The organism is Tepidimonas charontis (genome assembly GCF_007556685.1).
Lineage (GTDB): Bacteria > Pseudomonadota > Gammaproteobacteria > Burkholderiales > Burkholderiaceae_C > Tepidimonas > Tepidimonas charontis.
This window is the reverse complement of record NZ_VJON01000011.1, coordinates 39060-60760: the sequence shown is the minus strand read 5'-3', so window position 1 is coordinate 60760 and position 21701 is coordinate 39060. Positions and strand designations below refer to the sequence as shown.

The following is a 21701-nucleotide window of genomic DNA, read 5'->3' as shown; positions in this document are numbered from 1 at the left end:
TCGGAACGTCCGATACCAGCAAATATACCATCAGAAATCGGCCGCTTACCCCTGCTTATCAGTGCCAGATTGTGCCAGACCAACCAGCCCTTCTCTCGCGTTACTCAATGATTTATAAGGTTTTTTTACCCTGATGGTGCCAGTCTGCGCCAGACTTTTGCTCACTCCCACTCGATCGTCGCCGGGGGCTTGGAGCTGATGTCGTAGGTCACGCGGTTGATGCCGCGCACTTCGTTGATGATGCGGCCGGAGACGCGCTTGAGCAGGCTGTAGGGGAGTTCCGCCCAGTCGGCGGTCATGAAGTCGCTGGTCTGCACCGCGCGCAGCGCCACCACGTAGTCGTAGGTGCGGCCGTCGCCCATCACGCCCACGCTTTTGACCGGCAAAAAGACGGCGAACGCCTGGCTGACCAGGTCGTACCACGGTTTGCCGCTGTTGGGTTCGATGGTGGAGCGCAGCTCTTCGATGAAGATGGCGTCGGCGCGGCGCAGCAGGTCGGCGTATTCCTTCTTCACCTCGCCCAGGATGCGCACGCCCAGCCCCGGCCCGGGGAACGGGTGGCGGTACACCATGTCGTGCGGCAGGCCCAGTGCCACGCCCAGCTCACGCACCTCGTCCTTGAACAGGTCGCGCAGCGGCTCCAAGAGCTTCAAGCCCAGTTGCTCGGGCAGTCCGCCGACGTTGTGGTGGCTTTTGATGGTGACGGCCTTTTTGCTCTTGGCACCGCCGGACTCGATGACGTCCGGGTAGATGGTGCCTTGGGCCAGCCATTGCACACCTTTGGAGCCGGGACGCGCGGCCTTGAGTTTTTCCGCCTCGGCCTTGAACACATCGACAAACAGCCGGCCGATGATCTTGCGCTTTTGCTCGGGATCGGTCACGCCGGCGAGCTCGCGCAGGAACAGGTCGCTGGCGTCCACCCGGATCACCTTGGCATGCAGCTTGCCCGCGAACATGTCCATCACCTGCTCGCCCTCGTTGAGGCGCAGCAGCCCATGGTCCACGAAAACGCAGGTGAGCTGCTCGCCGATGGCGCGGTGGATGAGCGCGGCCGCCACCGACGAATCGACTCCGCCGGACAATCCCAGCAACACCCCCTCATCGCCCACCTGGGCGCGGATGGCCTGCACGGCCTCCTCGATGTGGTCGCGCATGATCCAGTCGGGTTTGGCGCCGCAGATCTCCAGCACGAAGCGCTCCAAAATGGCGCGCCCCTGCACGGTGTGGGTGACTTCCGGGTGAAACTGCACGCCGTAGAAGCGCCGCGCCTCATCGGCCATGCCGGCGATGGGGCAGGCATCGGTACTGGCCATCACGGTGAAGCCCGGCGGCAGCGCCACCACCTTGTCACCGTGGCTCATCCACACCTTCAACATGCCGTGCCCTTGCGGGGTGTGGAAGTCGGCAATGTCTTTCAGCAGCGCCGTGTGGCCGCGCGCGCGCACCTCGGCGTAGCCGAATTCGCGCGTGGGCGAGCCTTCGACCTGGCCGCCGAGCTGCTGCGCCATGGTCTGCATGCCGTAGCAGATGCCCAGCACCGGCACGCCCAGCTCGAAGACGGCTTCGGGCGCGCGGTCGTCCACTTCATAGACGCTGGCGTGGCTGCCCGAGAGGATGATGCCCTTCAGGCGCCCGTCGGCAGCATAGGCACGCACCCAGTCGCTGCTGACGTCGCAGGGGTGGACCTCGCAGTACACGTGGGCTTCGCGCACGCGCCGGGCAATCAGTTGAGTAACCTGGGAGCCGAAATCAAGGATGAGGATCTTGTCGTGCTGCATGATCGTTCGGGCGCGGCATCGCCGCGGGTCGCGTAGGTGGTCAACAGGGCTGCGGTTGCGAAGCAAAAGGCCGCCCGCAGGCGGCCTGGCAGCGCGTCATGGCTCAGTCGAGCCGGTAGTTGGGCGCTTCCTTGGTGATCTGGACGTCGTGCACGTGGCTTTCACGTATGCCGGCGGCCGTGATCTGCACGAAGGCTGCTTTCTCGTGTAGCTCGGCGATGGTGGCGCAGCCGCAGTAGCCCAGCGCCGCGCGCACCCCGCCGGCCATCTGGAAGATGATGGCCACCACCGACCCCTTGTAGGGCACGCGCCCTTCGATGCCCTCGGGCACCAACTTGTCGGTGTTGGGATTGGCGGCTTCGTCGTTTTCCTGGAAGTAGCGGTCGGCCGAGCCCGCCTTCATGGCGCCGATCGAGCCCATGCCGCGGTAGCTCTTGTAACTGCGCCCTTGGTACAGGATGACCTCGCCGGGCGCCTCTTCGGTGCCGGCGAACATGCCACCCATCATCACGGTGTGTGCGCCCGCCGCCAGCGCCTTGGCGATATCACCTGAGTACCGAATGCCGCCGTCGGCGATCAACGGCACGCCGCTGCCCTTGAGCGCCGCAGCCACATTGTCGATGGCGGTGATTTGCGGCACCCCCACGCCGGCGACGATACGCGTGGTACAAATGGAGCCTGGCCCGATGCCGACCTTGACCGCATCGGCCCCCGCCTCCACCAAGGCGCGCGCGGCTTCGCCCGTGGCGATGTTGCCGCCGATCACCTGCACTTGCGGATAGTTTTGCTTGACCCAGCGCACGCGGTCGAGGACGCCTTTGCTGTGCCCGTGGGCGGTATCGACCACGATGGCGTCCACGCCGGCGCGCACCAGCGCTTCGACGCGCTCTTCCGTGCCCGCGCCCACCCCGACGGCTGCGCCGACGCGCAAGCGGCCGTTTTCATCGCGCGCTGCGTTGGGAAAATTGAGCTGCTTGGTGATGTCCTTGACGGTGATCAGACCCTTGAGCTCGAACGCCTCGTTGACGACCAGCAAACGCTCGAGCTTGTGCTTGTTCAGCAGGGCTTTGGCCGCCTCGGGTGTGGTGCCTTCGGGTACCGTGACCAGGCGCTCGCGCGGCGTCATGATCTCGCGCACCGGCGCGTCCATCCGGGTTTCGAAGCGCAGATCGCGCCCGGTGACGATGCCGACGACCTTGCCTGCCTCGACCACGGGGAAGCCCGATACGCCCAACTCGTCTGAGAGCTTGACCACCTGTCGCACCGTGGTGTCGGGACTGATGACGACCGGATCGCGCAGCACACCCGACTCGTAGCGCTTGACCTTGGCCACTTGCGCCGCTTGCTCGGCCACCGACAGGTTTTTGTGGATGATGCCGATGCCGCCTTCTTGCGCGATGGCGATGGCCAGCCGCGCCTCGGTAACGGTGTCCATGGCGGCGGACACCAGGGGCAAATTCAGTCTGATGTCGCGGGTAAATTGGGTGACCAGCGACGTGTCTTTGGGCAATACCTGGGAGTAGGCGGGAACGAGCAGGACGTCGTCGAACGTCAGTGCTTGACCGATGAGGCGCATGGGGGATGGCTCCAAAAACATTATTGTATTCGGCGCGACGACGCTACCATACGCGGATATGAATCTCCCTCCATTGCGCGGCAGCGTCTGGGCATTCCGGTCGGGGTGGTCGCTGGTCGCCTGCCTGGCGCTGGCCGTGCCCGTGCGCGCGGCCGACGTCTGGATTTGGCTCGACGAGCGCGGACAGCGCATCTACAGCGACCGGCCGCCACCGCCCACGGTGCCAGCGCAGCGCGTGTTGCGCCAACCGGGGCCGCGCGCGGTTGCGCCAGCGCCCGCCGACGCGGCGGCTGCCGCCAGTGCCGCGGCAGCGCCGGCCGCCCCTGGTGCACCAACGCCTGCCGGGCCCCAGGCGCCCGCCGCGGACGACGAGCGGGCGCGCCAAGCGCAAGAAAAACGCAATGCCGAGATCCGCGCCGAAAATTGCCAGCGCGCTCGTGCCGGCTTGGCCACGTTACAGGCGGGCGGACGCTTGGTGACCGTCGACGCCCAAGGTCGGCGTGTCACGATGACCCCCGAAATGAAAGCCGCCGAACAAGCGCGCTTGGAGCAGGCGGTGCGCGAATATTGCCGCTGACCGCAGCCCCTTCGGCATCGAGCAGCGGCGCGTCCGCCTCGGCTCAGCGCCGAGGTAGGCGCGCAAACAACCCCGGTGCGCGCGCACCCTGCTGCTGAAAGCGCTCGCGGCGGGCCACTTTCGGGTCCACCCGCAGTGCCCGGGTGACTTCGATCCGATCCCCGGCGCGCAACGGCGCGTCGGGCGTCACCCGCCGGCCCCAGACGCTCAACGCGGCCGGCTCCGGCTCCTGTCCCGGCGCAAACCAGCCGCAGGCACGCACGGCATCCATCACCATGGCTGGTGCCGGCAACGTCAGCGTGGCTTCCCGCACCGTGCGCGGTGCCTCGGCCCAAACGATGACCACCTGCACGGTGCCGAGAGCGCTGCCCTGCCCGCTCATCCCCCCGCCCCTCACGCGCCATACACCTGATCGGCGCGCTTGACGAACGCATCCACCAAGGTGTCCGCGATACGGTCGAACACCGGCCCCACGAGGGCCGCCAGCACACTGCTGGAAAAGCCATACGTCAAGGCAAATTCGATGCGGCAGGCGCGCTGGCTGCCATCGCCCACGGGTAGGAACTCCCAGTGTCCGCGCAGCTGGGAAAAAGGCCCGTCCACCAGCTCGAGGTCGATGCGCCGATCGGGCACATGACGGTTGCGGGTGGTGAACGATTGACGCACCCCGCTGAAAGCCATACCGATGGAGGCCACCATGCCGTCGGCCGTGCGCTCCAACACTTGGCCAGAGACGCACCACGGCAAAAACTCGGGGTAGCGGGTGACGTCGCTGACCAGCTCGAACATCTCGTGGGGGCTGTGCCAGACGAGCACGGATTTGCGGACGGTCTTCGGTTTCATACAATCGGTGGCCCTGCCGCGATTGTAGGTCCCATGTCCACCGCCAAGCCCAAGCCCCCTGCGAATAGCCGCATTGCCGAGAACAAAAAGGCGCATTTCAACTACCACATCGAAGAGCGCTTCGAAGCCGGCGTCGTGCTGCAGGGCTGGGAGGTCAAGGCCATCCGCCAGGGCAAGGTGCAAATCACCGAGGGCTATGTGATTGTGCGCGATGGCGAGCTGTTTCTGATCGGCTGCCTGATCCACCCGCTGCGCAGCGCCTCCACCCACGTGCGCGCCGACAGCGAGCGCACCCGCAAGTTGCTGATGCACAAGGCCGAAATCCGCCGCCTGATCGGCAAGGTCGAGCAAAAGGGCTACACCCTGGTGCCGCTGAACCTGCACTGGAAGAACGGCCGCGTCAAATGCGAGATTGCGCTGGCACGCGGCAAAGCGCTGCACGACAAGCGCGACACCATCAAAGAGCGCGAAGGCAAGCGCGAAGTCGAGCGCGCGATGAAGCAGCGCCTGCGCTGATGCGGCACCCGACAGCGGATGGGCGGCGCCCACGCCGCCAGGCAGGCGCCCGGCGGGGCTGACCTCGAGCCCGACTCAGGCCAGGTGGCGCAACGGATGCGCGTGGGCGGGCCAGGGGCTGTCGAAAAACGGTGCCACCATCGCCGGCGTGACGTCTTCAATGCGGGCCGGGCTCCAGCGCGGCGCGTGATCCTTGTCCACCGCCAGCGCGCGGATGCCTTCCACCGTTTCGCTCTGCGCGGCCGAGCGCCCCAGGTGATGAGGGTGGAAGCAATGTCGCACCAAATCGCGCTCCATGCGCAAATCATCGGCCAAGCGCATGGCGCGCGCCCGGCGCACCTGCTCCAGTACCACGTGCAGCATCAGCGGGCTGCGTTGTCGCAGCGCCGCCAGGGCTTGGGCTGCCGCCTCGGTGCCAGCAGCCTGCAGCCGCTGCACGATGGCGCCAACGTCCTTGGCACCGAACGCAGCGTTGACCTCCTCGGCCAACGGGGCCACGCTGCGCGCGCCCGCGCGACGCCATCCGGCCTGGGTCATCCAGTCGTGCCAGGTGGCCTCGAAGTCGGCTGCCCCCTCAGCCTCCAGCGTCGCCAGTGCCTCCCAGGCGCGCGGCAGATCTTCAGCGGGAGCTGCGACATCCGCCAAGCCCCAGGCCAGCGCGGCATCGGCGCCCACCACCACGCCGGTCAACCCCAGATATTCGCCGACGAAACCGGGGCAACGGCTCAGGAAGTAGCCGCCGCCCACATCCGGAAACAAGCCGATGTTGGTCTCCGGCATCGCCATTTTGGTGCGCTCGGTGACGATGCGGCAGCGCCCGCCTTGGCTGATGCCCATACCACCGCCCATGACGACGCCATCCATGAAGGCGATGTAGGGCTTGGGATAGGTGAAGATCAGATGGTTGAGGGCGTACTCCTCGGTGAAAAAATCTTCCAGGCGCGCGTCACCCGCCAGCGCCGCCTGGTGAAAAAACCGGATGTCGCCGCCGGCACAAAAGGCGCCGAACGGGCCCGTTTTACTGACACCGCGAATCGCCACCGCCACGATGCCCGCATCGTCGCGCCAACGCAGCAGGGTGTCGGTCAGTGCCCGGATCATGCCCAGATCCAACGCATTGAGCGCCTGCGGACGCTTCAGCGTCAGGCGCCCCACGCCATTGGCGCAGCGCTCGATTTCGACGTACGCACTCCAGGTCGTTGTCATCATGCGGTCTCCCATCTCGATCTCAGACCGCTTCGCGGCTGGCGCGCTTGCGCTCATGCTCCTTGAGGTAGCGCTTGCGCAAGCGGATGCTCTTGGGGGTGATTTCCACCAACTCGTCGTCCTCGATGAACTCCACCGCGTACTCCAGCGTGAGTTCGATCGGCGGGGTGAGTTTGATCGCCTCGTCCTTGCCCGCCGCGCGGAAGTTGGTCAGCTGCTTGGTGCGCACCGGGTTGACGACCAAGTCGTTGTCGCGGCTGTGGATGCCGATGATCATCCCCTCGTACACCGGGTCGCCGGGGCGCACGAACATGCGGCCACGGTCATCCAGCTTGCCCAGCGCATACGCCACGATTTCGCCGTCGTCCTGGCTGACCAGGACCCCGTTTTTACGGCTGGCGATTTCACCGCGATACGGCTCGTAGCCGTCGAAGATATTCGACATCAGGCCGGTGCCGCGCGTCAGGTTCAAAAATTCGGTCTGAAAACCGATCAGACCGCGCGCCGGGATGCGGTACTCCAGCCGTACACGGCCGCGGCCGTCCGGCTCCATATTGACCAATTCCCCCCGCCGCTCGCCCAGCGCCTGCATCACCGACCCTTGGTGCGGCTCCTCGATGTCCACCGTGAGCAACTCGATCGGCTCGTGGCGCACACCGTCGATGTCCTGAAAGACCACGCGCGGCTTGGACACCGCCAGCTCGTAGCCCTCGCGGCGCATGTTCTCCAGCAGGATGGTCAGGTGCAGCTCGCCGCGTCCACTCACCTCGAACACGCCGTCCTCGGCGGTTTCGCGCACCCGCAGCGCCACGTTGCTTTGCAGCTCGCGCTGCAAGCGGTCCCAAATTTGGCGGCTGGTGACGAATTTGCCCTCGCGCCCGGCCAGCGGCGAGGTGTTGACGCAAAAGTTCATGGTCAACGTCGGCTCGTCGATCTTGAGCATGGGCAGCGGGCGCGGGTCGAGTGGGTCGCACACCGTCACCCCGATGCCGATGTCATCGATGCCGTTGATGAGCACGATGTCGCCAGGACCTGCGCTGTCCACCGGCGTGCGCTCCAACCCTTGGAAGGTGAGCACCTGGTTGATGCGACCCTTGCGCCGCGCGCCGTCGGGCCCCTCGCACACCAGCACCTCCATGCCGGGTCGCACGGTGCCGGCATTGATGCGTCCCACACCGATGCGGCCGACGTAGGTGGAGTAGTCGAGCGACGAAATTTGCAGTTGCAAGGGCGCCGTCGGGTCGCCCTGATGCACGGGCACATGTTTCAAAATCGTCTCGAACAGCGGCGCCATGTCGGTGCCCCAGGGCTGGCCTGGCTCGCCTTCGGTCAGGGATGCCCAGCCATTGAGCCCGGAAGCATAGACGACCGGGAAGTCGAGCTGCTCGTCGGTGGCGCCCAGTTTGTCGAACAGATCGAAGGCCGCATTGATGACGTAGTCGGGCCGTGCGCCGGGCTTGTCCACCTTGTTGACGACGACGATCGGCTTCAGGCCCAGGGCCAGCGCCTTCTTGGTCACGAAGCGCGTCTGCGGCATCGGGCCTTCTTGCGCGTCGATCAGCAGCAACACGCCATCGACCATCGACAGGGCGCGCTCGACCTCACCGCCGAAGTCGGCGTGACCCGGGGTGTCCACGATGTTGATGTGTGTGCCTGCCCAGCGCACCGCGCAGTTTTTGGCCAGGATCGTGATGCCGCGCTCGCGCTCCAGGTCGTTGCTGTCCATGACGCGCTCACCCACCGCCTGGTTGTCGCGAAAGGTGCCACTTTGGCGCAGCAGTTGGTCAACCAGGGTGGTTTTGCCGTGGTCCACGTGGGCGATGATGGCGATATTGCGAATCGGGGGACGATGGGTCATGACAGGCTTTGTTGCAGGGTTTGGGCAATCTCGGTGGGGGCCAACAGGCGCAGCGGAATCAGCTCGCCGCCGGCGCAGCGGGCCACGCCCAACAGTGCACGCGGGCGGCGGCCAAAGACGGCCACCTGCTCGGCGGCGGGCCACGGGCCACGGCGACGCAGGCCGCTCAGAAAACGGGCGGCGTCGGCTTCGTCCAACGTGACGACGGGCAGTTCGCGCAGCAGGACCTCGGTCGGCAGCACGTGATGCAGACGCTCTTGCGGCGACAGGGCCGCCAAGGCCTCGAGGGTGATGGCGCGGTCGAGGGTGAAGGCGCCCGTGGCCGTGCGGCGCAACGCGCTCAGGTGCGCGCCACAGCCCAAGGCGGCGCCGATGTCCTCGGCCAAGGTGCGCACGTAGGTGCCCTTGCTGCAGCGTACCTGCAGCCGCAGCGCCGTCGGGTCGTCCGCTGCCAGCGACAGGGTGAGCGCATGGATGACGACGGCACGCGGGTGGCGCTCGACCTCGACGCCGGCGCGCGCGTACACGTACAGCGGCTTGCCGTCTTTCTTCAGCGCGCTGTACATCGGTGGCACCTGGGTGATGGGGCCGGTGAAGCGTTGTGCCACCGCCGCCAGCCCTGCGGGCGTCAGTCGCTGTACCTCGACCGGCGCGGTGGCGACGATCTCGCCCTCGGCGTCGCCGGTGCTGGTGCGCACGCCCAGGCGCAACGTCGCGTCGTAGGCCTTGTCGGCGTCGAGCTGCAGCTGCGCAAATTTGGTCGCCGCGCCCAGACAGACCGGCAGCAGCCCGCTGGCCAGCGGGTCGAGCGTGCCGGTGTGGCCCGCTTTTTCGGCCGCCAGCAGCGAGCGCACGCGCGAGACGGCCGCCTGCGCCGACAGACCCACGGGCTTGTCCAGCAGCAGCACCCCATGCACGGGGCGCCGCGGCACCCGTGCACGGGGCTCGGCGCTCATATCGGATCCTCGTCCTTGCTGCGTGAGGCCACCGCCTTGGCGATGAGGGCATTCATGTCGGCAGCACGCTCGATGGAGCGGTCATAAACGAAGTGCAGCGTGGGCACGGTGTGGATGTGCAGCCGCTTGAACAGCGCGTTGCGCAGAAAGCCCGCGCCTTGGTTGAGCGCTTCTTCGCTGGCCTGCGGGTCGCCTACCAGCACACTGAAGTACACCTTGGCGTGAGCGTAGTCGGGCGTGACCTCCACCGCCTGGATCGTCACCAGCCCCAGACGAGGATCCTTGAGCTCGCGCGGGATGAGCTCGCTCAAGTCGCGCTGGATCTGGTCGGCCACTTTGAGGCTGCGCCCCGGCCCTTTGCGTTTGCCCGCCATCGCCGCTCCTTACAGCGTCCGTGCGACTTCTTTGATCTCGAAGAACTCCAACTGGTCACCCACCTGGATGTCGTTGTAGTTCTTGAGCTTGATGCCGCACTCGAAGCCCTCTTTGACCTCGCGCACGTCATCCTTGAAGCGCTTGAGCGACTCCAACTCGCCCGTGTAGATGACCACGTTGTCGCGCAACAGACGGAAATGCGCGCTGCGCGTGACATAGCCCTGCGTGACCATACAGCCCGCCACGGTGCCGATCTTGGATGCGACGAAGACGTTGCGGATCTCGGCCATACCGATGATCTCCTCGCGCTTCTCCGGCGCCAGCAGCCCGGCCATCGCCGCCTTCAGATCATCCACCACGTCGTAGATGATGTCGTAGTAGCGGATATCGACCCCGGCGGACTCGGCGAGCTTGCGTGCGTTGGCATCGGCACGGGTATTGAAGCCAATGACGACGGCCTTGGAGGCGATCGCCAGGTTGATGTCGGACTCGCTGATGCCCCCTACCCCGGCGTAGACGATCTGCACCCGCACTTCGTCGGTGGAGAGCTTTTGCAGCGCCGCGGTGAGCGCTTCCTGCGAACCCTGCACATCGGCCTTGAGGATGATGGGCAGCGTCTTGACCTCGCCCGCCGTCATCTCGGCAAACATATTCTCCAACTTGGCCGCCTGCTGTTTGGCCAGCTTGGTGCTGCGGTATTTGCCGGCGCGGTATGTGGCGATTTCGCGCGCGCGACGCTCATCGGCCATGACCATGAAGTCGTCGCCGGCCATCGGCACTTCGGCCAGACCCAGAATCTCCACGGGAATCGAGGGGCCGGCCTCCTTGACCTGGCGGCCGTTTTCATCGAGCATGGCGCGCACGCGGCCGTAGGTCTGGCCAGCCAGCACCACATCGCCCACGCGCAGCGTGCCCGACAGCACCAACGCGGTGGCCACCGGGCCACGGCCTTTGTCCAGCCGCGCTTCGATCACCAGCCCCTTGGCTTTGGCGTCCACCGGGGCCTTGAGCTCCAGCACTTCGGCCTGCAGCAGCACGTTTTCCAGCAAGTCGTCGATGCCCATGCCAGTCTTGGACGAGACCGCGACGAATGGCGAGTCGCCGCCGAACTCCTCCGGCACCACCTCCTCGGCCACCAGCTCGGCCTTGACCTTCTCGATATTGGCTTCGGGCTTGTCGGCCTTGGTCAGGGCCACCACGATCGGCACCCCGGCGGCCTTGGCGTGCTTGATCGCTTCGCGCGTCTGCGGCATGACACCGTCATCGGCCGCCACCACCAAGATCACGATGTCGGTGGCCTGGGCGCCGCGCGCACGCATCGCCGTGAAGGCCTCGTGGCCCGGGGTATCCAAAAAGGTGATGACCCCGCGCGGCGTCTCGACATGATAGGCACCGATGTGCTGGGTGATGCCGCCGGCCTCGCCCGCCGCCACTTTCGAGCGGCGGATGTAGTCCAGCAGCGAGGTCTTGCCGTGGTCCACGTGGCCCATGACGGTGACCACCGGCGGACGCGGCTTGGGCTCGCCCTGGTACAGCACCGCTTCCTCTTCCGAAAACGCCTCCGGATCATCCAGCGCTGCCGCCACCGCTTTGTGTCCCAGCTCCTCGACCACGATCATCGCCGTGTCCTGATCGAGCGACTGGTTGATCGTCACCATCTGGCCGAGCTTCATCAGCACCTTGATGACTTCGGAGGCTTTGAGCGCCATCTTGTGCGCCAACTCGGCGACGGTGATCGTCTCCGGCACGTGCACCTCGAGCACCCGCTGCTCACTGGCGGTCTGGGTGGTCGCCCCACCGCGCTCGTCGCGCCCACCACGCCCGGGCTTGCCTTTCGGCCCGGCACGCCAGGCGCTGGCACCCCGCGCCGGCGCGGCGTCGCCCCGTGTCTTGAGCTCCTTCTTCTTGCCGGCCTCGTCCTTCCACGACGACGACAGCGCTTCCGACTTGATTTCCTTTTTGGCCGGCGCAGGCGCCGGGGCCACCGTACTGCGGGCCGGCGTCGCGGCGGGTTTGTGCAGCGTGCCCTTCAAGCCCGGCTTGGGCGCCTCGGCGGGCTTGGGCTCTTCCGGCTTCTTGGCGACCAGCACTTTGCGCGGTTGCGCCATCATGGCCCGGATGGCTTCGGCCTCGGCCAAAGCCTTGCGCCGCCGCTCTTCCAGCTCGCGAGCACGCGCTTCCTCGGCGGCCTTTTCGGCCTCGGCGCGGGCGGCGGCTTCGGCCGCCTGCCGCTCGGCCTGCAGGCGTGCTTCCTCTTCGCGCCGCGCCTGCTCTGCGGAGGCCTGCTCGGCGGCCTCGGCTGGTGACGCCGCGGCCACCTCGGTAGCCGCGCGCCGCTCGGCCGCCTCGCGCTCGGCGCGGGCGCGCGCCTCGGCGGCTTCACGGGCCAGCCGCGCTTCTTCGGCCGCGCGGGCCTGTGCCTCCTCGCGTTCGCGGCGCTGACGCGCCAGTTCCTCCTCTTCTTGCCGCAGGCGCTCGGCCTGGGCGCGCGCTTCCTCCTCGCGCCGCGCCAGCTCGGCCGCCTGCTCGGCCTGCAGGGCCTCTTCCTCCGCCGTCGCCACGGTCTCGACGGTCGGCGGTGGCACCTCGTCCTCACGCTTGACGAAGGTGCGCTTCTTGCGCACTTCCACCTGGATGGTGCGGGCGCGCCCCGTGGCGTCGGCCTGCTTGATTTCGGTGGTAGAGCGCTTGGTCAGCGTGATTTTGCGCCGCTCCTGCCCCGAGGTGCCGTGCGCCGCCTTCAGATACGCGAGCAAGCGCTGCTTGTCGGCTTCGGTGACGGGATCGCTGCCCGCGCGCTTGTGCACGCCGGCGGCGGCGAACTGCTCCAACAGCAATGAGACCGGCTTGTTCAGTTCGGCAGCAAATTCGGCGACGGTATTACTCGACATAGGCCTGTATCCTTATTCTCGGCGGGGCGGATCACGACTGCGTCCGTGACGACGATGCGCCGTCGGCGAACCAGTGTTCGCGCGCCTTCATGATCAGGGCCGTCGCTTCTTCGCGGCTCTGTCCCGTGATTTCGATCAATTCATCGACCGACAGATCGGCCAAGTCGTCGAGCGTGTGCACGCCTGCGGCCGCCAACTGCGCGATGCGCTCGGCATCCAATCCTTCGAGGCTGCGTAGATCCTGCGAGACTTCCTCTAGCCGCTCTTCCTTGGCGATTTCCATCGTCAGCAAGGCGTCCTTGGCGCGGGCGCGCAGCTCATTGACCGTCTCTTCGTCGAAGGCTTCGATCTCCAGCATCTCGGCCAGCGGCACATAGGCCACCTCCTCCAAGCTCGTGAAGCCCTCTTCGATCAGGATGTCGGCGATTTCCTCGTCCACGTCGAGCTTGTGCATGAACAACTCGCGCAGCGCCTGCCGCTCCTGGGCCTGTTTCTGCGCCGACTCCTCGGCCGTCATGATGTTGATCTTCCAGCCGGTCAGCTCCGAGGCCAGGCGCACGTTCTGGCCGCCGCGGCCGATCGCGATTGGCAGATTTTCTTCATCGACCACGACGTCCATCGCATGGCGGTCTTCATCGACCACGATCGACTGTACGTTCGCCGGCGCCAGCGCACCGATGACGAACTGCGCCGGGTCGTCGCTCCACAGCACGATATCGACGCGCTCGCCACTGAGTTCATTGGTCACGGCATTGACGCGCGAGCCGCGCACCCCGACGCAGGTGCCGATCGGGTCGATGCGACGGTCGTGCGACAACACGGCGATCTTGGCGCGGCTGCCCGGGTCGCGCGCGCAGGCCTTGATCTCCAGCAACCCCTGCTCGATCTCGGGCACCTCTTGGCGAAACAGTTCGATCATGAACTCCGGCGCGGCCCGCGACAGCAGAATCGGCGCGCCGCGCAGGGTGGGATCGACCTCGATGATGAGCGCGCGCACGCGGTCTCCCGTGCGAAAGTTCTCCTTCGGGATCATCTCGCTGCGCTTCAGGCGCCCCTCCACCCGGCCGCTCTCGACGATCACGTCGCCCTTGTCCAACCGCTTGACGGTGCCAACGAAAATGCGGTCGCCACGCGACAGGAAGTCGTTGAGCAGCATCTCGCGCTCGGCGTCGCGAATCTTTTGCAGGATCACCTGTTTGGCGGCCATGGCCCCGATGCGGCCGATGGGCACGCTTTCGATGCGCTTTTCGATCACGTCACCGACTTGGATGCCAGGGTGGTCCTCGACCGCATCGGAGTACAACTCCTCGGCGTCCGGGTTTTGCAGACCGGCTTCATCCGGCACCACCTTCCAGCGCCGGAAGGTCTCGTAGCTGCCGGTGTCGGGGTCGATGGCGACGCGCACATCCACATCCCCTCCCAGCAGCTTGCGCGTGGCCGATGCCAGCGCGGCCTCCACCGCCGCCAGCACGACGCGCGGCTCCACGTTCTTTTCGCGCGAGATGGCATCGATCAACATCAACATTTCGCGATTCATTGTTTTGGCCTGCCTTTCACACTGCCTGTGAGGGTTGGGTCAATCCGGTGTACGGGCGCCACGCGGGCGGCGCCCTTTGAAATCCACGATCGGGGCCAGGCGCGCTTCACGCACTTCGTCCAGCGAGAAGCCCAGCACGGTCACGGCGCCGCCGTCGGTTGCCGCGGCAGCGGTGCGATCACGGCGCGGCCGCGTGCCGCCACCCTGCGCACCGGCGGCATCGGGCAACAGCTCGAGCTGCCACTGGCCCGGCACCTCCCCCGCCCGCAATACCCCGCGAAAATGCTTGCGCGCCGGCGCCACACCGGCCAGGGCGGCACTGCCAATCGGCTGGCGCAGCGTCACGTCCACCACCGCGCCCGTGAAGCGCTGATAGTCGCGCTCGTGACGCAGCGGCCGGTCGATGCCCGGCGAGCCGACTTCCAGGCGCCGGTAATCCACGCCCTCGACTTCCAGCACATATTGCAGCTGGCGCGTGACGCGCTCGCAGTCATCCACGGTGATGAAGCGCTCTTCGGCGCCCGGTGCCCACGGCCAGTCGATCGTCACGCGCAGCAACCCGCCGGCGCTGCGCTCCACGTCTACCAATTCATAGCCGAGCCCCGTGACCGTTTGCTCAACCGTCTGCTGCCAACCCATGCCTGCCTTCTGCCTCGCACCCCCGTCGACTGCGCGCCGTGCCGAGCACCGACTCGCCATCGACGAGCGCAGCCACCAAAAAAAATGGGCCGGTAAACACCCGCCCATTTGGTCGTGAGGTTGCTATTGTAGCATCGTGAGCTAAAAATGCATCCCCCGGCGCCCCAGCACGCAGCCAGCGTCCCGCCGTTGCCTTTTTCTGGAGCCCACCATGATCGAGGTTTACTCCTGGCCCACGCCCAATGGGCACAAGGTCCATATCGCACTCGAGGAATGCGGCCTGCGCCTGGGGCGAGACTGGCGCGTACATCCCATTGACATCGGCAAAGGCGACCAATTCGCCCCCGCCTTCCTGCGCATCAGCCCCAACAACAAGATTCCAGCCATCGTCGACCCCGACGGCCCCGACGGACGGCCGATGGCCTTGTTCGAATCGGGCGCCATTCTGCTATACCTGGCCGGCAAGACCGGCAAGCTGCTGCCCAAGGGTGAGCGCCAGCGCTGGGAGGTGCTGCAATGGCTGATGTTCCAAATGGGGGGTGTCGGCCCGATGCTTGGGCAGGCGCACCATTTCCGGCTCTACGCGCCGCAGAAAATCGACTACGCCATCGAACGCTATACCAAGGAGGCGCAGCGCCTGTACGGCGTCATGGAGCGCCGCTTGCAAGCCAGTCCATGGCTGGGCGGGCGCAGCTACAGCGTGGCCGACGTGGCCACCTTTCCCTGGGTACGGGTGTGGCACAACCAGGGCATCGACCTGGATGACTTTCCAGCGGTGCGGGCGTGGCTGCAGAGGATTGCAGAACGCCCGGCGGTGCAGCGGGGTTTGCAGGTCTTGGCCGACGCCCGCAAGCCGCTGGATGATAAGGCGCGGCAGGTGTTGTTCGGTGCAGGCCAGGCGGCGCCCCGCGCCGAAGGGGCCTCACCGGCACAGCCGTCGTGAGCACCCGGCGTGGCGCAAAACGCTACAATGAGGCCCTTGACGTCGGAGCGTAGCGCAGCCTGGTAGCGCATCTGCTTTGGGAGCAGAGGGTCGAAGGTTCGAATCCTTTCGCTCCGACCATCCCATACACCCCCAGCCGTCCGTAGCTCAGCTGGATAGAGCAACGGCCTTCTAAGCCGTGGGTCGGGGGTTCGAGCCCCTCCGGACGGGCCAGATCATCCCTGCCGACCCTCGTCGCCCCGTCGTACACGGGCCAGCGGCCCGTTCGTCGCACACCATGCCGCGTCGGCTCAGGGCGGCGCGAGGCAGACCTTGCTCACCGCCACGTCGACCTTGCCCCGTTGCCGGCATCGGCGTCCAACGTTCTCCAACGTGCGCGGGAGAGCGGGACATCGGGAGAGCCCCGACGCCAAACCCACGCGCACGGCCGTCCGACGCGCGTTTCACCCTCTCAGCTGTTTGCTTCACTCGAGTCGTCTTGGTAGCGCGCGTGAATGGCGCATACCTCATCCCAGGCCGACAAGAACGCCTGCACCAACTCGGGGTCGAAGTGACGCCCGGACTGCTCCTGCAAAAAGGCACGTGCGCGCTCCATCGGCCAAGCCTTCTTGTACGGGCGCTCCGAGGTGAGCGCGTCGAACACGTCCGCCACGGCCACGATACGACCATACAGCGGAATATCCTGCCCCGCCAAACCGTTGGGGTAGCCGCTGCCATCGAACTTTTCGTGATGGGTCAAGGCGATGGTGGCCGCGGCTTGTAGCAACGGCGCCTGCGAACCGGCCAGAATGTCGTAGCCGATTTGCGGGTGGCGCTTCATGATGGCGAATTCGGACTCATCCAGCCGCCCCGGCTTGAGCAAAATGGCATCCGGGATGCCCACTTTGCCCACGTCGTGCATCGGGCTGGCCTGCAGCAGCAGATCCTGCTCTGCTGGCGGCAGCCCGACGACGCGCCCGATCAATTGCGCGTAATGCGACATGCGCAGCAGATGGGCGCCGGTCTCGGGGTCGCGGTATTCGGCCGCTCGCGACAGGCGCAGCACGGTCTCTTGCTCGCGCCGCCGAATGTCGGCGGTGGCCTTGGCCACCTCCTCGGCCAACCAGGCGGCGCGATCCTTGAGCTTGCGCTCGGCGTCGATCAGCGCCAACTGGTTGCGCACCCGCGCGATGAATTCGACGCTGTCCAAGGGTTTGTTCAAGAAGTCACGGGCCCCCAGCTCCAGCGCGCGGTAGCGCACCTGGCGCTCCAGATCGGCCGTGATCATGATGACGGGGACATCCGCCCGCTGCGGCAGGGCGGCCAGCCGCTGCATGAACGTCAGGCCATCCATGCTGGGCATCATGTAGTCGAGCAAAATCAGGTCGGGCCGGTGCTGGGCGCACCATTGCAAGGCCAGCTGCGGATCGTCCAGCGCTACGCTTTCGGCCTGCGGCACGCGTTGCAACAAGCGCTCGATCAACGTCAGATTGGTTGTGTTGTCATCGACGGCAAGAATCAAGGCCATGGCGGGCGCCTCACGGGGGTCACTGCAGCCAACCGGACAGGCGGACCCGAAACGCCGCCGCTGCCCCCTCCAGCGCTGCCACCGCGGCGGCCTCGATCCGGCCCGCGCGGGCAGCGTTCTCGATCGCTTCGGCCAGGCCCGCCAGCGCCCGTGCCCCTACGCTGGCTGCCGCGCCCTTGAGTTCGTGCGCTGCGCCAAACAGCGCCGCTGTGTCGAGCGCCGAGGCGGATTGGCGCACGCGCGCGAGCAACTCATCCAGCCCTGCATCGAACAGTTGCAAGATATCGCGCGCCAGCGCCGCGTCGTCCCCGGTGGCGGCCGCCAAAGCGGCCGCATCGATCACATCGTCCATGTCGCATTCTCCCATGGTATGGGGGTGCACGGGCCGCACCCGTTGCAGCACCGCTTCCAGGCGCTCGCGCGTCACCGGCTTGGAGAGGTAATCATCCATGCCGGCGGCCAGACACGCCTCACGGTCGCCCTCGAGCGCATTGGCCGTCATCGCCACGATCGGCACGCGCGCTCGCCCCAGCTGCGCCTCCAGACGCCGGATCTCGGCGGTGGCAGCGAAGCCATCCACCTCCGGCATCTGGCAATCCATCAAAATCACGTCCACGGGGTGCTGGCACCACTGCGTTACCGCCTCCCGGCCATCGTTGGCCAGCACGACGCGGTACCCCAATTTGCCCAGCATTGCTTGCGCGACGCGCTGGTTGACGGTATTGTCCTCAGCGAGCAAGACCGTCAGACCTTGCAGGGAATCGTGCGCCCCCGCTTCCGGCGCGGGCTGCGTCGAGGGACCGCCCAAAAAGATGTCGGCCAAGCGGTCGTGAATGCGGGACTGTGCCAGTGGCGGCACGAACACCGCCACCGCGCCACGCTGTAGCCACGACGCGCGTGCCGAGCGTTCGCCCGCTGCGGGCAGCGCCACCAACAGCGGCCGCGGGTGCACCAACACCTGCTCGGCCAGCGCGGCCCCCTCGGGACCACCCGGCTCCACCAGCAGCACCCCCTCCACGCCCTGCTGCAGCGCCAGCCCCAGCGCTTCGGCATCGGCGCAATACCGCACGTCGATCTGCCACGCCTGCAGCAAGCGCTGCCACGCGGCCAGCAGCGTGCCTTCAGCCCCGGCCACCGCCAAACGCAGTCCGGCCAGTGAATCCCGCGCGGGCGAAGTCTCCAACGGCTGCAAGGGCAGCTCGACGATGAACGCGCTGCCACGGCCGACTTCGCTCTCAACCCGGATCGAGCCGCCCATCAATTCGGCCAGCCGCTTGCAAATCGCCAGCCCCAGCCCCGTACCACCGTACTTGCGCGTGGTGGCGGCCTCGGCTTGGGTGAATGGCTTGAACAGGCGCGGCAACAGATCCGCCGCGATGCCCGGGCCGGTGTCGCGCACCATCAGGCGCAGCCGGCCGTCGGTCGCCTGGGCCACCAGTTCGATGCTGCCTTGCTCGGTGAACTTGACGGCGTTGCCGAGTAGGTTGAGCACGATCTGGCGTACCCGAGTCGGGTCCAGGCGCAGCGTGCGCGGCAAGCCGGGGTCGAGTCGGCTGGCCAGCACCACGGGGCGATTTTCCAGGCGCGGCGCCACCACATCCACGCAGTCATCGAGCAGCGCCCCCAGGTCCACGGGGCGCCAGTCGAGCTCGACCGCATCGGCTTCCAGTTTCGAGTAATCGAGGATGTCGTTGATGAGCGCCAGCAGATGGTCCGCCGAATGTTTGATGGTGCGCACGTAGTCCTGCTGCTCGCCGCTGAGCGGCGTGTCGGCCAGCAGGTCGGCCATGCCGATGACGCCATTGAGCGGCGTGCGGATCTCGTGACTCATCACCGCCAAAAATTCGGCCTTCAGGCGTGCGGCGGCCTCGGCAGCGTCTTTGGCTTGGCGCAAGCGTTGCTCCAACTCCTTCTGCGCCGAGACATCGTCGAACACCGCTACCGACGCGATCAACGTCTCCCCACGATACAGGGGGGCGGCGACCACGCGCACCGGCACCGGATGCCCATCCTTGTGCCAAAACACTTCGTCTTCGGAGCGGTAGATGGCGCGCTCGATGAAGGCGCGCCGAATCGGGCATTCGCTTTCCGCCAACGGGGCCCCATCGGCCCGGTGGTGATGAATGATGTCGTGCAGCTTGCGCCCCAGCACCTCCTCGGCCCGCCAGCCGAGCAAGCGCTCGGCCGCGGCGTTGAAAAACGTGCAGCGTCCCTCACCGTCGAGTGTGTAGATGCCTTCGCCCAGGTGATCGACGATGGATTGCAGATAATCGTTGCTGCGCTGCAGCGAATCGCGCAAGCGCTCCAACTCGGCCTCGCGCTCTTTTTGCTCGCCGATGTCCTGAAAAATGCCAACATAACTGCGTACGACGCCCGCTTGATCCGGCACCGCGACGATGGTCAGCAGCTCGGGATAGACGGTGCCATCCTTGCGGCGATTCCAGATCTCGCCTTGCCAGTGGCCCTCATGACGGATGGCAGACCACATCGCGTCGAAAAACGCCTCGTCGTGCACGCCGGAGGACAGCAAGCGTGGCGTGCGACCGACCGCCTCGTCGCGGGCGTAGCCGGTGATGCGTGTGAAGGCCGGGTTGACATCGACGATGCGCTGCTCGGCGTCGCACACCAGCATGGCCTGTGGCGAAAGGTCGAATACCCGCGCGCTCAAGCGCTGCGCCATCAACAATTCGTTGACGCGCCGGTGCTCGCGGCAGGCCGCCAACGCCATCATGAAGCGCTGCAACACCCGTGCCATCTCAGCCAGAGCCGGCGGCGGGTACGGGCGATGGACGTGCAGTGCCAATACGCCGAATTCGCCCAGCGGCCAGAAATGCACGGCAGGCTGCTGCGCCACCACAGAGGCTGCCCCATCGGCGGCGCGCGACCAATGGGCCGTTGGCACCGGCAGCGTGTGAGCCGCATCGGCCAACCCCGGCTCCAGCGGGCTGCCGAGCAGCCACTCGTTCCAGCGCGCGGCCCAATCATGGCGGCGCGGTCGGCTCTCATAGATCCAACGGCCATCGCCGCCACGGCGCGCCAGCACGCAGGCCAGCGGCATCAAGCGATCGGCAATCACCGCCAGCAAGTTGGCGATCTCGCGTTGTTCATCCAGCGTGGTACCTAGGCCCAAGGCGACCTCGAACAACACCGGACGCAAGCGCCCGATGAAGGTCTCCACGTCCGCCACCCTGTCCAGCATGGCCTGATCCTAGGGCAGCAAGGCCACCGTCGCCGTTTTGTTGCAAAAGGCAATGCGCTGGTTCGGCGTGCCGGCCACCTCTCCCAAGGTCAGCGCACCGGCCGTGGGCAGCGCATCGGGCACCAGGCGTTGCAGCTCCGCCGTAAAGCCGTCCTCCTCCCCCAAAAACAGCACACGCGAAATGCAGTCGAAGATCCACCGGCCCGAGGCGCCGGGCGCCTGCAGCTGGCCGAGGTCCTGCGCGGCCTGCAGCAACGTGGTCGGGCTGCCGTTGAGGATGGTCAGGGTGGCGTGTGGTCGCACCGCCCCTACGCACACCAGCGCATCGCCCTCGACGCGGATCGGGTCGCGGACGATGAACTCGCCATCGGCGCGTAGCAGGCCGAGCGGAAACGCCTTGGCGACGTCGAAAAAATTGTCGGCCGTGATCGTCACCCCGGCCACGGGCTCGACCACGCGGCGATAGACCGCCAACGCTGGCTCCCAGTTCAACGTATGCACCACATTGCCACTGGCGCCGGTAGCCTCCAGCACCAGGCCCGGGTCCAGCGGGCGCCAGCCGTGGCGCACGCCTAGCATCAGTGGCACGGGCAACGCCGCCACCGCGGCCACATCCGTATCCAGGCCACGCGCCGTCAGCACGCAAGGCGACTGCCGCAGCGACAGCGAGCCACAGCCGCCCCCCACGCTGGTCACCTCAACGCCAACCGTGTCATAAAGGGCATCGATGAGCGGCTGGACATGGGCCGACAGCCCATCCGCCAACACCAGCAGCGAGGCCGCATCGGCCAAGGTGCTCGGAACCTGGGGCTGCTCCCCCAACGGGATGCGGTGTACGGTGATCTGCCACGGTAGCCCCACCACCACGCCGCCTTGTGCGAGCAGCCTCCGCTGCGCCAATACCCGCGGGAAGATGCCGCCGATCAGCGGCATGGATTGCGCTCGCGCCCAAGTGTCCAGTGCAGCCGCCGGCCACCCGGTCCCCTCCGCCAGCAAGATCAACAGACTCCGCACCTCTGGTGTGGCCCGCATACGCACGACCGCGGCGCGCAGGGCGTCGAGGTCGGACGATTCAAAAACGTGCACCAGCATCACGACACTCCCAATCCAGCGTGGCGTGCGGACGTGTCGTTCAAATCATGCCCGCCGCCCGCGGCGCAACGACATGCCGACTATAACCCCGAGCCGCCTACACCGCGCCGCGGCAGCCAGCGGCAAACGTGGGCGATGCGCAGGCATTCCCAACGACCCGCTGACCGCTGCGGATAACGAGGCCTTGATAATATCGAAAGCTTCGAAT

17 protein-coding genes and 2 tRNA genes are annotated in these 21701 nt (G+C 66.7%); 5 read left to right on the top strand and 14 right to left on the bottom strand.

What is annotated here, in order from left to right; genetic code table 11:
* Positions 1–161: 161 nt before the first annotated feature.
* Positions 162–1778, bottom strand: coding sequence for a glutamine-hydrolyzing GMP synthase (gene guaA / locus Tchar_RS05090; RefSeq protein ID WP_144327996.1), 1617 nt, complete (start codon positions 1776–1778; stop codon positions 162–164).
* A 103-nt stretch (positions 1779–1881) separates the two neighbouring features.
* Complete coding sequence (gene guaB, locus Tchar_RS05085) at positions 1882–3354, bottom strand: IMP dehydrogenase (RefSeq protein ID WP_144327995.1); 1473 nt, start codon at positions 3352–3354, stop codon at positions 1882–1884.
* 58 nt (positions 3355–3412) lie between these two features.
* Here guaB and Tchar_RS05080 point away from each other — a divergent pair, with 58 nt between their 5' ends.
* Positions 3413–3931 carry a DUF4124 domain-containing protein gene (locus Tchar_RS05080; protein WP_161595457.1) on the top strand — a complete coding sequence of 173 codons (519 nt, stop codon included), beginning with the start codon at positions 3413–3415 and terminating at the stop codon, positions 3929–3931.
* Between the two features lie 43 nt (positions 3932–3974).
* On the opposite strand, the gene Tchar_RS05075 is transcribed toward Tchar_RS05080, so the two are convergent.
* A complete protein-coding gene (locus Tchar_RS05075; RefSeq protein WP_144327993.1) occupies positions 3975–4313 on the bottom strand; it encodes an RnfH family protein in 339 nt (112 codons plus the stop codon).
* Positions 4314–4324: 11 nt separating this feature from the next.
* Positions 4325–4774 (bottom strand): type II toxin-antitoxin system RatA family toxin, encoded by a 450-nt coding sequence (locus tag Tchar_RS05070; protein ID WP_144327992.1) that lies wholly within the window; start codon positions 4772–4774, stop codon positions 4325–4327.
* A 33-nt stretch (positions 4775–4807) separates the two neighbouring features.
* Between Tchar_RS05070 and smpB the strand changes: the two genes are divergently transcribed.
* Positions 4808–5290, top strand: a complete 483-nt coding sequence (gene smpB, locus Tchar_RS05065) for an SsrA-binding protein SmpB (protein ID WP_144327991.1) — start codon at positions 4808–4810, stop codon at positions 5288–5290.
* A gap of 75 nt (positions 5291–5365) precedes the next feature.
* Here smpB and Tchar_RS05060 read toward each other — a convergent pair whose 3' ends face one another.
* From Tchar_RS05060 to rimP, 7 genes are read right to left on the bottom strand one after another with little or no spacing between them, the layout of a single operon-like run.
* Positions 5366–6496, bottom strand: a complete 1131-nt coding sequence (locus Tchar_RS05060; RefSeq protein WP_144328001.1) for a 3-hydroxyisobutyryl-CoA hydrolase — start codon at positions 6494–6496, stop codon at positions 5366–5368.
* Between the two features lie 22 nt (positions 6497–6518).
* Positions 6519–8354, bottom strand: coding sequence for a translational GTPase TypA (gene typA, locus Tchar_RS05055; RefSeq protein ID WP_144327990.1), 1836 nt, complete (start codon positions 8352–8354; stop codon positions 6519–6521).
* Entirely contained in the window at positions 8351–9310 is a 960-nt protein-coding gene (gene truB / locus Tchar_RS05050) for a tRNA pseudouridine(55) synthase TruB (protein ID WP_144327989.1), read from the bottom strand. Before truB ends, typA begins: the two co-directional genes overlap by 4 nt.
* The gene (gene rbfA / locus Tchar_RS05045) at positions 9307–9684 is read right to left on the bottom strand and encodes a 30S ribosome-binding factor RbfA (RefSeq protein WP_144327988.1); all 378 of its coding nucleotides are present in this window, start codon (positions 9682–9684) and stop codon (positions 9307–9309) included. The genes truB and rbfA overlap by 4 nt, the downstream gene beginning before the upstream one ends.
* A gap of 9 nt (positions 9685–9693) precedes the next feature.
* Positions 9694–12576 (bottom strand): translation initiation factor IF-2, encoded by a 2883-nt coding sequence (infB, locus tag Tchar_RS05040; protein ID WP_144327987.1) that lies wholly within the window; start codon positions 12574–12576, stop codon positions 9694–9696.
* A gap of 31 nt (positions 12577–12607) precedes the next feature.
* Positions 12608–14113 carry a transcription termination factor NusA gene (gene nusA, locus Tchar_RS05035; protein WP_144327986.1) on the bottom strand — a complete coding sequence of 502 codons (1506 nt, stop codon included), beginning with the start codon at positions 14111–14113 and terminating at the stop codon, positions 12608–12610.
* Between the two features lie 39 nt (positions 14114–14152).
* Positions 14153–14752, bottom strand: a complete 600-nt coding sequence (rimP, locus tag Tchar_RS05030) for a ribosome maturation factor RimP (protein ID WP_144327985.1) — start codon at positions 14750–14752, stop codon at positions 14153–14155.
* Between the two features lie 211 nt (positions 14753–14963).
* On the opposite strand from rimP, the gene Tchar_RS05025 reads away from it, so the two are divergent.
* From Tchar_RS05025 to Tchar_RS05015, 3 genes are all read left to right on the top strand, one after another.
* Entirely contained in the window at positions 14964–15695 is a 732-nt protein-coding gene (locus tag Tchar_RS05025; protein ID WP_144327984.1) for a glutathione binding-like protein, read from the top strand.
* A 43-nt stretch (positions 15696–15738) separates the two neighbouring features.
* A tRNA-Pro gene (locus tag Tchar_RS05020) sits at positions 15739–15815 on the top strand.
* Between the two features lie 16 nt (positions 15816–15831).
* A tRNA-Arg gene (locus tag Tchar_RS05015) sits at positions 15832–15908 on the top strand.
* Between the two features lie 238 nt (positions 15909–16146).
* Here the strand turns inward: Tchar_RS05015 and Tchar_RS05010 are convergent.
* The 3 genes from Tchar_RS05010 to Tchar_RS05000 are packed head-to-tail and all read right to left on the bottom strand — an operon-like array spanning position 16147 to position 21493.
* Entirely contained in the window at positions 16147–17202 is a 1056-nt protein-coding gene (locus Tchar_RS05010; protein ID WP_144327983.1) for an HD-GYP domain-containing protein, read from the bottom strand.
* Positions 17203–17221: 19 nt separating this feature from the next.
* On the bottom strand, positions 17222–20401 hold the full coding sequence (locus tag Tchar_RS05005) for a PAS domain S-box protein (RefSeq protein WP_144327982.1): 3180 nt from the start codon (positions 20399–20401) through the stop codon (positions 17222–17224).
* A 9-nt stretch (positions 20402–20410) separates the two neighbouring features.
* Entirely contained in the window at positions 20411–21493 is a 1083-nt protein-coding gene (locus tag Tchar_RS05000; RefSeq protein WP_144327981.1) for an FIST signal transduction protein, read from the bottom strand.
* Between the last annotated feature and the right edge of the window lie 208 nt (positions 21494–21701).

Coding starts and splice junctions, on each gene's coding strand:
- Tchar_RS05080 (WP_161595457.1), top strand. CDS start 3,413: ATGAATCTCCCTCCATTGCGCGGCAGCGTCTGGGCATTCCGGTCGGGG.
- Tchar_RS05060 (WP_144328001.1), bottom strand. CDS start 6,496: ATGACAACGACCTGGAGTGCGTACGTCGAAATCGAGCGCTGCGCCAAT.
- Tchar_RS05010 (WP_144327983.1), bottom strand. CDS start 17,202: ATGGCCTTGATTCTTGCCGTCGATGACAACACAACCAATCTGACGTTG.
- typA (WP_144327990.1), bottom strand. CDS start 8,354: ATGACCCATCGTCCCCCGATTCGCAATATCGCCATCATCGCCCACGTG.
- guaB (WP_144327995.1), bottom strand. CDS start 3,354: ATGCGCCTCATCGGTCAAGCACTGACGTTCGACGACGTCCTGCTCGTT.
- rimP (WP_144327985.1), bottom strand. CDS start 14,752: ATGGGTTGGCAGCAGACGGTTGAGCAAACGGTCACGGGGCTCGGCTAT.
- infB (WP_144327987.1), bottom strand. CDS start 12,576: ATGTCGAGTAATACCGTCGCCGAATTTGCTGCCGAACTGAACAAGCCG.
- guaA (WP_144327996.1), bottom strand. CDS start 1,778: ATGCAGCACGACAAGATCCTCATCCTTGATTTCGGCTCCCAGGTTACT.
- truB (WP_144327989.1), bottom strand. CDS start 9,310: ATGAGCGCCGAGCCCCGTGCACGGGTGCCGCGGCGCCCCGTGCATGGG.
- Tchar_RS05005 (WP_144327982.1), bottom strand. CDS start 20,401: ATGCTGGACAGGGTGGCGGACGTGGAGACCTTCATCGGGCGCTTGCGT.
- Tchar_RS05025 (WP_144327984.1), top strand. CDS start 14,964: ATGATCGAGGTTTACTCCTGGCCCACGCCCAATGGGCACAAGGTCCAT.
- Tchar_RS05075 (WP_144327993.1), bottom strand. CDS start 4,313: ATGAGCGGGCAGGGCAGCGCTCTCGGCACCGTGCAGGTGGTCATCGTT.
- nusA (WP_144327986.1), bottom strand. CDS start 14,113: ATGAATCGCGAAATGTTGATGTTGATCGATGCCATCTCGCGCGAAAAG.
- Tchar_RS05000 (WP_144327981.1), bottom strand. CDS start 21,493: ATGCTGGTGCACGTTTTTGAATCGTCCGACCTCGACGCCCTGCGCGCC.
- rbfA (WP_144327988.1), bottom strand. CDS start 9,684: ATGGCGGGCAAACGCAAAGGGCCGGGGCGCAGCCTCAAAGTGGCCGAC.
- smpB (WP_144327991.1), top strand. CDS start 4,808: ATGTCCACCGCCAAGCCCAAGCCCCCTGCGAATAGCCGCATTGCCGAG.
- Tchar_RS05070 (WP_144327992.1), bottom strand. CDS start 4,774: ATGAAACCGAAGACCGTCCGCAAATCCGTGCTCGTCTGGCACAGCCCC.